At 73.9% G+C, this 11,683-nt stretch carries 11 protein-coding genes; 7 read left to right on the top strand and 4 right to left on the bottom strand.

All coding sequences use genetic code 11. From position 1 onward, the window contains the following. Positions 1-209: 209 nt before the first annotated feature. Positions 210-800, top strand: a complete 591-nt coding sequence (locus ACWC94_RS09915) for a hypothetical protein (protein ID WP_450795976.1) — start codon at positions 210-212, stop codon at positions 798-800. 30 nt (positions 801-830) lie between these two features. Here the strand turns inward: ACWC94_RS09915 and ACWC94_RS09910 are convergent, their stop codons facing one another. Continuing rightward, entirely contained in the window at positions 831-2,321 is a 1,491-nt protein-coding gene (locus ACWC94_RS09910; RefSeq protein WP_450795975.1) for a sigma-70 family RNA polymerase sigma factor, read from the bottom strand. Between the two features lie 102 nt (positions 2,322-2,423). Between ACWC94_RS09910 and ACWC94_RS09905 the strand changes: the two genes are divergently transcribed. Next, positions 2,424-3,242, top strand: coding sequence for a hypothetical protein (locus ACWC94_RS09905; RefSeq protein ID WP_450795974.1), 819 nt, complete (start codon positions 2,424-2,426; stop codon positions 3,240-3,242). An 18-nt stretch (positions 3,243-3,260) separates the two neighbouring features. Here ACWC94_RS09905 and ACWC94_RS09900 read toward each other — a convergent pair whose 3' ends face one another. Further along, positions 3,261-5,057 (bottom strand): thiamine pyrophosphate-requiring protein, encoded by a 1,797-nt coding sequence (locus ACWC94_RS09900; RefSeq protein WP_450795973.1) that lies wholly within the window; start codon positions 5,055-5,057, stop codon positions 3,261-3,263. Positions 5,058-5,539: 482 nt separating this feature from the next. Between ACWC94_RS09900 and ACWC94_RS09895 the strand changes: the two genes are divergently transcribed. The 3 genes from ACWC94_RS09895 to ACWC94_RS09885 all read left to right on the top strand — a co-directional run bounded on the left by ACWC94_RS09895 (position 5,540) and on the right by ACWC94_RS09885 (position 9,405). Beyond that, positions 5,540-6,499, top strand: a complete 960-nt coding sequence (locus ACWC94_RS09895) for a hypothetical protein (protein ID WP_450795972.1) — start codon at positions 5,540-5,542, stop codon at positions 6,497-6,499. 234 nt (positions 6,500-6,733) lie between these two features. Beyond that, the gene (locus ACWC94_RS09890; protein WP_450795970.1) at positions 6,734-7,987 is read left to right on the top strand and encodes an aminotransferase class I/II-fold pyridoxal phosphate-dependent enzyme; all 1,254 of its coding nucleotides are present in this window, start codon (positions 6,734-6,736) and stop codon (positions 7,985-7,987) included. Next, on the top strand, positions 7,984-9,405 hold the full coding sequence (locus ACWC94_RS09885) for an MBL fold metallo-hydrolase (RefSeq protein ID WP_450795969.1): 1,422 nt from the start codon (positions 7,984-7,986) through the stop codon (positions 9,403-9,405). The genes ACWC94_RS09890 and ACWC94_RS09885 overlap by 4 nt, the downstream gene beginning before the upstream one ends. Here ACWC94_RS09885 and ACWC94_RS09880 read toward each other — a convergent pair. Both ACWC94_RS09880 and ACWC94_RS09875 read right to left on the bottom strand, forming a co-directional pair. Next, entirely contained in the window at positions 9,317-9,928 is a 612-nt protein-coding gene (locus ACWC94_RS09880) for a DedA family protein (RefSeq protein WP_450795968.1), read from the bottom strand. The genes ACWC94_RS09885 and ACWC94_RS09880 overlap by 89 nt on opposite strands. Then, positions 9,925-10,698 carry an MBL fold metallo-hydrolase gene (locus ACWC94_RS09875; protein ID WP_450795992.1) on the bottom strand — a complete coding sequence of 258 codons (774 nt, stop codon included), beginning with the start codon at positions 10,696-10,698 and terminating at the stop codon, positions 9,925-9,927. The genes ACWC94_RS09880 and ACWC94_RS09875 overlap by 4 nt, the downstream gene beginning before the upstream one ends. Before the next feature lie 83 nt (positions 10,699-10,781). On the opposite strand from ACWC94_RS09875, the gene ACWC94_RS09870 reads away from it, so the two are divergent. Further along, entirely contained in the window at positions 10,782-11,213 is a 432-nt protein-coding gene (locus ACWC94_RS09870) for a hypothetical protein (RefSeq protein ID WP_450795967.1), read from the top strand. Between the two features lie 65 nt (positions 11,214-11,278). Beyond that, positions 11,279-11,647 carry a MerR family transcriptional regulator gene (locus ACWC94_RS09865; RefSeq protein ID WP_450795966.1) on the top strand — a complete coding sequence of 123 codons (369 nt, stop codon included), beginning with the start codon at positions 11,279-11,281 and terminating at the stop codon, positions 11,645-11,647. The last annotated feature ends 36 nt before the right edge of the window (positions 11,648-11,683 follow it).

Raw genomic sequence — 11,683 nt, 5'->3', positions numbered from 1 at the left:
CGCAGCCGACAGCGCGACCGCGGCCCGCTGACCCTGCCGGAGGCGGCGGACATCCTCGCACAGCTCGCCGACGCACTCGCCGCGGCACGGACGCGGAACCCGGCACCGACCGGGCGCACCCGCCGGCCCCGGACGACCGCGCACCGGGGCAGGGCCGCGGACCGCTGAAGGCGTGGCCCGGGCGCCGGGCGCTCCTGATCGCTGCCGCCGTGGCGGTGGGGCTGGGCGGCCTGCTCGTGTTCGGCCTGCGGCCCTCGCCCTCGCCTGCGCCGCCGACGGTTTCCGGGGCGCCCTCGGCCGGCACGACGCCGGGTCCGGGGGCGGTGACGTTCTCGGCGCTGTTCACCACGTCTCTTCCGGCGCCGGACGACACCTACGAGAGACTCACCCCGGCCGAGCAGTCGTTGGTGCCGTCCTCGCACTTCGACCACTGCCGCGCGATGCAGAGCGTGGAGAGGGACGCGGTCCCCGCCGCCGTGCACTGCTGGACGGACCACAGCGGACCGGGCGGCAGGCCGACCGTGGCCAACATCTACCGGTTCGCCCGCTCCGACACCCTGGACCACGTCATCGGTGCGCAGTCCGGCCGGGCCCGGAAGGGCCCCTGCACCGGCGCCGGGCCCGTGGCGCAGAACTGGCCGGCCGGCAGCACGGCCGCCTCCGGGACGCTGTACTGCTTCACCGGCCGGGACGGCCCCGTGGTGGCCTGGTCCGACGACCGTCCGGGGAAGGTCACCCTCAGCGTCGTCGGCGGATCCGGGATGCGGACGCTGTATCAGTGGTGGTCGGTCAACCACTGAGGGCCGGGCGCCACGGGCGCCGGGCGGCGGTCAGCTCGTCGTGATCGACAGCAGCGGTCCGCTGTCCGTGTCGACCTCGAAGCGGGCGACCGCGTCCATGCTCTTAGAGATCGCGCCGGGGATCGGGACGGTGTCGTCGCCGTTGCCCGCGAGCCAGGTGGCGGCGGTCTCGTGGCCGCCCTCCAGTCCGACGGCGACCAGGGTGCAGTGCGTTCCGGAGGGGATCCCGGACACGTCGAGCCGCACTTCACTGCCCCAGGGAGTGGGGGCGGTGGTCACCGTGGCGCTCATGCCCGAGGCCTGGTCGGACGCCTTGAAGGTCCGGGTGCCCGGCCCGCCGATCCGGGAGGTGGTGCCGGGGGACGACACCCGTGACGCCACCACCCAGGTGAGTGCGGCGACGACCACCACCACGGCGAGCACGGCGGCACGCCGGGCCCACTCGCGGCGCCGCTGGTCACCGGAGCGGTGATGCGTCTCGTCGCGCGTGGTCACGCCGGTTCGGGCCGGGGCGGCCTCCCCGGGCCCGGGCTCCCCGGCGCCGCCGCTCCCGACCCGCACGGTCTCGGCCGGTGCAGTTTCGGCCGGCGGGGTTTCGGGCGGTGCGGTTTCGGCCGGCACGGTCGCGGCCGGCACGGTCTCGACCGGTACGGTGCCCTCAGGCCCGGCCGCGGCAGGCACGGCGCGCCCCGGGATCACATCGGCCTCGCCGAGGGTCTCGAGCAGCGGGACCAGGGTGGCCAGCGCGTCCCGCTCCGCCCGGCAGTCGGCGCAGGTGGCGAGGTGGGCGGCCATCACCTGTGCCTCGTCCGGCGCGAGCCCCCCGAGCACGTAGGCACCCAGCGAGAGCCGGGCGGGGTCGAAGCCCGAGGTACGGGTGCGCCGCTCGTCGGCCCGGTCGCTGTCGGCCGGGGCGACGGAGCCCGGAGCCGCTCCCGCGCGCCCCGCCGCCACGGCGTCCCCGGCCCCGGGGCCGGTACCCCGGCCCCGCTCGGACAGCTCGGCGCGGAGCTGCGTCAGCGCGTGATAGAGACGGGACTTCACCGTGCCGACGGGAACGCCGAGCGCCTCGGCGGTCTCCTCCATGCTCCTGCCGCGGTAGAAGGCCTCCACCAGCGCGGTGCGATGGGCGGGGACGAGGGCACGCACGGCCTCGGCCACCCGCAGGGTCCGCGCGGACCGGTGACGCCCACGCTCCACGGCGTCCTCTTCGGCGACCTCTTCGGTGGCCTCTTCGGCGGCCGGCGGGGCGGGCCCCACCGGCCCGGCCGCCGAGCCGGCCTCCGCGGCCAGGCCACGCAGGACCGAGCGCAGCCACTCCCGGGTCGATCCCCGTCCCGGGTCGAACGCGTCGGGCCGGCGCCACGCCCGCAGGAGCGCCTCCCGCACCAGTGCCTGCGCCCGCCGCCGATCCCCCGAGGTGAGATCCAGGGCGTCGTCGAGCAGCGGCTCGCCGTGCTCGGCGTACAGGGCCAGCAGCACCTCCTCGTCGGGGCCGGAACCACTGCGCTCACCGTTCACGATGGCCGATCACTCCCCAATGCGGTGACTTACGACAGTATGTGCGTATCACATATGACTCTACGCAATAGATAAGTCACTGTCCGTAACTCGGGAGGCAGTGTGAAGAAACCGCTCCACGCCGTCCTGGCGTTCGCGGCCGTGGCCTCGACCGCTGCGCCCGGCGCCGCCGTCGCCCAACCCGGTGACGTCCGGCGCTACCAGGCCGTCCTCGGCCCCGTCCCCACCAACCGGGTCAACGGATCGGGTCTGGCCAACCTGCAGCTCAACGGCACCCAGGCGCAGGTCACGATCGAGACCGCCGGCCTGGTCAACAGCTGGCACGCCCTGCACATCCACATCCACGGCCAAGGCAGATGTCCCGATGCCTCGATGGCGAAACAGCACAACCACCACACGGCGATCAGCGCCACCGACGGCGCCCCCGCCTACGGCGAGATCATGACATCGCTGACGGTGAGCGGTGACACCGGCCCGAGCCGGGCGTTCGCCGCGGACCGCTTCCCTACGGGAGGCAGTCTCGTCTACGGGCGAACGGTGACACTCGACCACGACACCGCCGAGCAACTGGAGTACGGCAAGGCGGTCCTCGTCGTCCACGGCATCGACTACGACGGCGGCGGCCGCTACGACGACACCCTCGGCACCAGCGAGGACGACACCACGCTGACGCAGGACGCCACCGCCCCGGCGCTGTGCGGAACCTTCAGAGCGCTCGGCGCCTCCGCACCCGGTTCGGCCGCACCCAGCACCGGACCCACCGGCTCCGCGCCCGGCCAGTACGCACAGACGCAGACGCGGACGGGTACCGGCACGGGCACGGTCGACATCGTCGCGCTCATCGTGGCGTCGGCGGCCTTCGTCTGGGCCCTCATCGCGGCGTTCTACAGCCGAGCCGTCCTCAAACGCCTCGAACGCTGAATCCCCGGTCCCCGGCGGCTACTGCCTGCCCCGGCCCGGCAGGAACTCCTGCATCTTCGCCTTCAGCCCCTGCCTGACCATCGAACCGCGGTCCGCATCACCCTTCAGGATCGACGCGGCCGTCGCCTCCATCTGCTCCCAGGTGGCATGCGGCGGGATCGGCGGCACCGCGGGGTCCGTGAGGAACTCGACCACCGCGGGCCCGTCGGCCTCCAGAGCCGCCCGCCAGGCCGCCTCCACCTCCTCCGGCTTCTCCACCCGGATGCCGGTCAGACCCAGCGAACGGGCGAACGCCGCGTACTGCACGTCCGGGATCGACTGCGACGGCAGGAACGACGGGGCGCCCTCCATCGCGCGCATCTCCCAGGTGACCTGGTTCAGGTCCTGGTTGTTCCACACCCCCACCACCAGCCGCGGATCCGACCAGCGGTCCCGGTACTTCGCCGCCGTGATCATCTCCGCCAGGCCGTTCATCTGCATCGCACCATCACCGACCAGCGCGAACACCGGCCGGTCCGGATGCGCGAACTTCGCACCGATCGCGTACGGCACCCCCGGCCCCATCGTCGCCAGCGTCCCCGACAGCGAACCCCGCATCCCCGGCCGCATCGTGATGTGCCGCGCGTACCAGTTGGCGACCGAACCGGAGTCCGAGGTCAGGATCGCGTTGTCCGGCAGCAGCGGATCCAGCGCCCGCGCCACGTACTCCGGGTTGATCGGGTCGGCCGACAGGTGGGCCCGCCGGTCCATCGTCTCGTGCCAGCGCTTCACGTTCGCGCACACCGTGTCGTACCACTCGCGCCCGCCCCGGTCGCTGTTCAGCAACGGGATCAGCCGCCGCAGCGTCGCCTTCGCGTCACCGACGAGATTCACCTCGTACGGGAAACGCATACCGATCATGTGCGGATCGATGTCGATCTGCACGCCGCGGGCCTTGCCGAAGTCCGGCATGAACTGCGTGTACGGGAACGACGACCCGATCGTCAGCAGCGTGTCGCAGTCCCGCATCAGCTCGTACGACGGCCGGCTGCCCAGCAAACCGATCGGCCCGGTCACGTACGGCAGCTCGTCACTGAGCACGTCCTTGCCGAGCAACGCCTTCGCGACCCCCGCGCCGAGCAGCTCGGCGACCTCCTGCACCTCCGCGACCGCCCCCGCGGCCCCCTGCCCGACCAGGACGGCGACCTTGTCGCCCTCGTTCAGCACGTCGGCCGCGCGGCGCAGCGCCTCGTCCGTGGGGGTCGCCGTGTAGTCGCTCATGCCCAGGCTGGAGGGCACCATCTTGAACTCGTGCGTCGGCGGCGCGTAGTCCAGCTCCTGCACGTCCCCCGGGATGATCAGAGCCGTCGGGCAGCGCCGCGCGTACGCGGTGCGGATCGCCCGGTCCAGCACGTTCGGCAGCTGCTCGGGCACCGTCACCGTCTCCACGAAGTCCGAGGCGACGTCCTTGTACAGCGTGTGCAGGTCGACTTCCTGCTGGTAGGAACCGCCCATCGCGGTCCGGTTGGTCTGGCCGACGATCGCCAGCACCGGCACGTGGTCCAGCTTGGCGTCGTACAGCCCGTTGAGCAGATGGATCGCGCCCGGCCCCGACGTCGCCGCGCACACACCGACACGGCCGCTGAACTTCGCGAACCCGACCGCCTCGAACGCGGACATCTCCTCGTGCCGGGACTGGATGAACCGCGGCCGGTCCTCGGCCCGGCCCCACGCGGCGAGCAGCCCGTTGATGCCGTCGCCCGGATAGCCGAAGACCTGTTCCACGCCCCAAGCGCGCAGGCGCTCGAGGATGTGGTCGGAGACCTTGGTGCTCATGGAGGAACCTCCCGGTGAGGTGCGAAGCGGACGATCCGGTCAGCAGATACCGAGTCACCTGCGCAGGGAACGGAAAACCTCGCAAACGCCGCCGCGGCACCGGCGGGAAACCGGCGGCCGGTGTGTGTCACCCGGCCGGCCGCCCTTGTCCCGCGAATGGGGGCCGGCCGCGCGCGCCGCGGCGCCGCGGGGGCTGTGATGGCAGCGGGGGCACGCCCCGTGCCCCGTACCCGCGACACCGCCGGGCAGTGCTCCCGGCACTGCCGGTACCCGTGCCCGGGACGTCGTCCCACCGGCGTCCGGCACCGGCACCGGCCCGGCACTGGCACCGGCCCGGCACTGGCACCGGCCCGGCACTGGCACCGGCCCGGGACCGGCGCCGGGCGTACCGCCGTACCGGCGCCGGAAGCACTGCCGTACCGGTGTCCGGCGTACCACGACCACCGCCGACCGCCCGCCGTGCCCGCCGAGGAGTCCGCCCCATGCGCCGCACCGCCCGTGCCCTGTCCATCGCCTGCATAGCCGGTGCCGCGTTCGCCCTGGCCGGGCCCGCCGCGCCCGCCGCCGAGACCGGACCCGGCAGCGTGTCCCCGACCCACGCCACCGGCCCCCTGTCCCCACCGCCCCCCTCCACCGGCCCCGTGGCCCCGGCCCCCTCCACCGGCCCCGTGGCTCCGCCCGGCACCACCGGCCCCGCGTCCCCGCCCCGCACCGCCGTCGGCGGCACCGACACCGGCTCCTGTGCCGCGCCGCAGCAGTGCGGCGCGTCCCACGCCTGCGCGGAGGACACCGCACCCTGCGACGACGGCGCCACGCAGTGCCGGGACGGCGAGCCCTGCGAGCAGGACGACAACGGCTGCCGCAGCCCGCAGTCCTGCCCCGGTTCGAAGGGCACGGGTTCGAACGGCACGGAGTGCAGGGCAGGGCAGGACTGCCAGGGCGGCGGTGCGGGATGCAAGGCGGGGGAGGACTGCCGGCACGGCGGGGGCGGTACGGAGTGCAGGGCGGGGGAGGACTGCCAGGGTGGAGGTGCCGGGTGCAAGGCGGGGCAGGACTGCCAAGGCGGAGGTGCCGGGTGCCGGGCGGGGGACGATTGCCAGGGCGGTGCGGGCTGCGAGTCCGGGGACGCGTGCTCCGGCGGCGACGCGTGCCGTGAGGGCGGCCAGTGTCACGACGACGGTGACGAGTGCACCGGCGCCGGAGACTGCCCCGACGACGGCCACAGCTGCGGCAGCCCCGGCGACCGGCAGGGCCACGACACCGACGGATGCGACCCGGCCACCGTGCAGCACGGAGCCGACGCCGGCCAGGGAGGCGCCCTCACCGACTCGGTCCCGGCCCTCGCCGGCGGCGCCGCCTTCATCGCCGCGGCCTGCGGCGGAGCCGGCTACCGGCTGTACGGCCGCCGGCGCGCCCCCGGAGACCGGCCCACGGACGTGTGACCTGGACAACGCCGGCCACTCCCATGGACGGCCGCCCGGCGGGTACACACCCTCACAAGAACACCCGCGAACGGCCCCCACCCCAACCGACACCCCAAGCCACGAAAACCCGGCCACGGACACACACCACCCCACGGGCCCACACCACACAGCAGACCACGACGACACAGCCCGCCCCGGCCACACGGCACCCGCCCGGGCGGCACACGGCACCCGGACTGCGCGGAGGCGGACATGCGGCGGACGGACCCCGAAGGGCACGGCCCCGTCCGCTACGGCCCGCCCCTGCCCGGCGACGGACTGCCCGTCCTGCCCGAACTCACCGCCGTACTCGCCGCCGCGGCGAGCCGCACCGACGCCCAGCCCGTCGGCGGCGCCCCCGCCCTCCTCGAAGCGGCCTGCGGCTACTGGACCCGGCGCGGCCTGCCCACCGTCCCCGACCAGGCGGCCGCCGGCCCCGGAGCCCCCGCGCTGCTCCTCGCCCTCACCGCCGCACTCGCCGGAGACGGCGCCGACGTCCTCGTCCCCCGCCCCTGCGCCGCCTGGTGGGCCCCCTACGCCCGCGTCCTCGGCCGGCCCGCCTACCACGTGCCCACCCCCGCCGAGAGCGGCGGCGTCCCCGACCCCTACGCCCTGCTGGAGACCGTCCGCCGGGTGCGCGCCGAGGGCGGCGATCCCCGGCTGCTCGTGCTGTCCGTCGCCGACGACCCCACCGCCACCGTCGCCCCGCCCGAACTCCTCCACGAGACCGTCGAGGCCGCCACCGCCGAAGGACTCCACCTGGTCAGCGACGAGACCTGGCGCGACACCCTCCACCACCCCCACGACACCGTCCTGCTCAGCCCCGCCGAGATGCGGCCCGACCTGGTCACCGTTGTCACCGACCTCGCCGGATCGCTGCTGCCGCCCGGCTGGCCCGCCGCCGTCGCCCGTTTCCCGGCCACCGAACGCGGACGGCACCTCCACGCGCGCGTGCTCGACATCCTCACCGCCCTCGGCGCCCGCATCGCCGCACCGGTCGCCGCGGCCGCCGGCTACGCCCTCGACGAACCCCCACCCGTCACCGAACGCCGCGAGGCCGTCGTGCGCCTGCACGCGCGCGTGGCCGCCGCCGCGCACGCCGCCGTCGTCGCCTCCGGCGCGCTCGCCCGCCCCCCGCAGGCCGGCCGACACCTGTACGCCGACCTCGGCCCGCTGCGCGAACCCCTCGCCGCACAAGGCGTCGGCGACGCACAGGAACTGGAGGACCTCCTCACCACCCGCCTCGGCATGCCCGCCCCCGGCGGCCACCGCTTCGGCGACGACCTCGGGGCGCTGCGCGTACGACTCGCCACAGGCCCCCTGCTGGGCGGCACGGACGAGGAACGCACGGAATGCCTCACCGCACCCGCGCCGTTGGAACTGCCACAGGTGCAACGCGCGTTGGCCTCCTTGACGTCGGTCCTCGACGATCTCCGCGAAGACGCTCAGCGAGGGGAGTCTCGATGACGCAGCAGACGCACGAGACCGGGACGCACGAGACCGAGACGCCCGAGCCCAGGGCGACTGAGTGCGGGACGACCGAGCCCGCGACGTACGAACCGGAGACGCACGAGCCCGGATCCGCCGCGACGACCACGACGGCGGCGAACGCGACGACGGCCACGACGGTGACGCCGGTGGCGAACGCGACGACGGCGGCGAATCCGAGGACGGTGACGCATCCGACGACCGCACGGACCCACGAAGCCACCGAAACCCTGACACCGGCCCCCCTGGCGCCCCCCTTCCCCCCGCTGGCCGAGCCCCGCCCCCTCGCCGAACACCGCGTGTGGCCCCGCACCTTCCACGACCGGCTCACCGCCCCCCTGCCCGGCCTCAAGGCCCTCGCCCGCTTCGCCCGCGAAGGCGCCGTACGCCCCGGCCCCGAAGGCCTCGCCGACATCGCCCGGCTGCCCCGCGAACCCGCCCCCCTGCCCCGCGTCGACGCCCGCACCCTCGCCGTCACCTGGGCCGGACACGCCAGCTGGATCGTCCGGATCGGCGGCCTGACCGTCCTCACCGACCCCGTCTGGTCCCGCCGCATCCTCGGCACCCCCGCCCGCATCACCCCCGTCGGCGTCCCCTGGGAGACCCTGCCGCGCATCGACGCCGTCGTCATCAGCCACAACCACTACGACCACCTCGACGCCCCCACCCTGCGGCAACTGCCGCGAACCACCCCGGTGTTCGTACCAGCCGGCCTCGGCCGCTGGTTCCGCCGCCGCCGCTTCACCCACGTCACCGAACTCGACTGGTGGGAAGGCGCCGAACTGGCCGGCGTCCGCTTCGACTTCGTCCCCGCCCACCACTGGTCCAAGCGCACCCTCACCGACACCTGCCGCAGCCTGTGGGGAGGCTGGGTCCTCACCGACACCGACGGACAGCGCCTCTACTTCGCCGGCGACACCGGCTACGGCCACTGGTTCTCCCGCATCGGCCGCCGCTACCCCGGCATCGACCTCGCCCTCATGCCCATCGGCGCCTACGACCCCCGCTGGTGGCTCAGAGACGTCCACTGCGACCCCGAGGAAGCCGTCCAGGCCACCCTCGACACCGGCGCCCGCCGCATGGCCCCCATGCACTGGGGCACCTTCGTCCTCTCGGCCGAGCCGGTCCTGGAACCGCTCACCAGGGTGAGGGCGGCGTGGCACAAGGCGGGACTGGAAAGGGAGAACCTGTGGGACCTCCCGGTCGGCGCCTCACGAGTGCTGGAGCGGACCTCGCCGGGGACGCGGGGAACCACGCGAACCACCACGACGCACCCGCAACCCCGGGCGAACCGAAACCCCCACGGCCCTACCGAAACCGCCGCACCGCACTCGGCGCCGCACCGACCAGCACCGTCAGCGCAACCGCCACCACAACCCCCTGCCACGGCTCCCTGAACAACGAACCCCCCAGGACACCGATCACCTGATACGTGACCGCCCACGCAAGACAAGCCGGCACGTTCCCCCGCGCGAACCTCCGCAACGGCCAGTCCGCCATCAGACAGGCCAACATCACCGGTATCCGCCCCGCGGGGACCAGCCGGGAGAGCACCAGCACCGCAACCCGGTGCTCCGCCAGCTTCCCCCGCGCCCGTACCAGCCGTTCCTCCGGCGCACGCGACCGGATCGCCTCCAGCCACCGTGACCCGTTCCTCGACCCCATCCCGCGCCGCCCCAGCCCGTACAGGACCATGTCCCCGAGGAACGCGGCGAACGAGGCCGTCACGAACACCAACACCCAAGCCAGCGGCGCCGTCTGATGGAACGCCACCACCGCCGCCGAACTCACCAGCGCCCCCGTCGGCACCACCGGCACCAACGCCCCGACGAACACCAGCAGAAACAGCGTCGGATACCCGATCGCCTGCTGCGCGGACCCGGCCGTCACAGGTGCCGACGCACCCGCGAGCCACGTCACCGCGCGACCTCCAGCCGCACACTCTCCCCGTGCCCCAGCTTGTGCACCGCCACCCCCGGCGCCGCCACGGCCGCCAGCCGCACGAACTCGTCACCCGGCGCATGGAACTCGTGTGGCCGCACCCCGTCCAACCCGATCGGCCAGTACGTCCCGTAGTGCACCGGCACCGCGGCCCGCGGCGCCAGCCGCGCCAGCGCCCGCGCCGCCCGCCCCGCGTCCAGATGCCCCGCACCGAGATACGGCCCCCACCCACCCACCGGCAGCAACGCCACGTCCACCGGACCCACCCACTCCGCCATCGCGTCGAACAGCCCGGTGTCCCCGGCGAAATACGTCCGCGCCTCACCCTCCACCACATAACCCAGCGCCGGCGAACGCCGCGGACCCACCGGCAGCCGCCGCCCGTCGTGCAACGCCGGCACCACCCGCACCGACACCTCACCGACCCGCACCACGTCCCCCGGCACCACCTCCGTCACCCGCAGCCCCCGCAGCCGGCGCAAACCGGGCACCGCCCGTGGTGCGCCCCGGGGCACGACCAGGCGCGTGCCCGCGCCGAGCTCCGCAAGCGAGGCCAGATGGAGATGATCGGCGTGCAGATGCGAGACGAGCACCACGTCCGCGTCCCGGGCCCCGGCCGGCGGCAGCGCACCCCGGCGCCGCCGCAGATGCGCCAGCCGCCCGGCGAACACAGGATCGGTGAGCACCCGTATGTCCGCGTCCCGGACCGTGCAGGTGGCGTGACCCCACCAGGTGATCTCCACCGGCACCCCCTTCGCCTCCTTCACGCGACTCCCCGAAGCCTACGGGCAGGAGTAGGGTCGGCGGCGAAACCGGAGGTGAGGGGGACGCCATGGGACAACTGCGGGGTACCCCCGACACGCCCGCACCGGTGCGGGTCATCGCCATCGCCAGCCTGACCCCCCTGGAAGAACTGGAAGCGGACCCCTTCCTCGTCGACTCCCGCAGCCAGCACGCCATGTGCGCCCGCTGGGCCGCCGAACGCGGATACGTCATCGCCCGGGAACTCCTCGTCGGCGGACTGCGCTTCGACCACTGCGCCCTGTGGGACGGCATCCGGCCCGGCGTGGACGTCTTCGTCACACCCAGCCTGCGCGTCCTGCGGCGCGCCGTGTCCTCGGTCGAGGCGTTCACCGCCGAGTGCGCCCGACGCGGCGTGCGCGTGGAGACCGTCGGCCGGGCCGAACCGTCGTACGACGCGCAGATGAAAGCCCGCGTGCACCGCCGCCTGTCCATGCCGACGGCCGGCTACGACGGCCGCTAGCGTTACGGGACAGGAGATCGCTGACACCTGGAAGTCCGCGGAACGCCCGGACGTTGCCACCAGGTATGAAGATCAGCGAAGCGTCCAGGGCCAGCGGGGCGAGTGCGAGGTCGTTGCGGTACTACGAGGACGAGGGCTTGATAGTCCCGGGTCGTTTCAGCAACGGGTACCGCGACTACTGTGGGTCGACCATCGACCGAGTCCTCGTCATCCGCTCGCTGCTGGCGTCCGGACTGCCCGTGCGGTTGATCAAGGAGGTCCTGCCTCGCCTCACGGACGGCCCCGGTGACGTCGGCACGGACGCGGTGTGCGCCCGGTTCCTTCACGAGGTGCAGAGCTATCGCGACCGGCTCGCTGCCCGCATCGCCGATCTCAGTGCCCAGCAGACGGCACTCGACACCTACCTGCGACAGGCCCGTCCCACGCACACGTGATCGCCGCTTGACCTTGACGCCCGTGTCAAGCTTCTA

The organism is Streptomyces sp. NPDC001135 (assembly GCF_053598395.1).
This window is presented reverse-complemented; position numbering and strand designations above follow the sequence as displayed.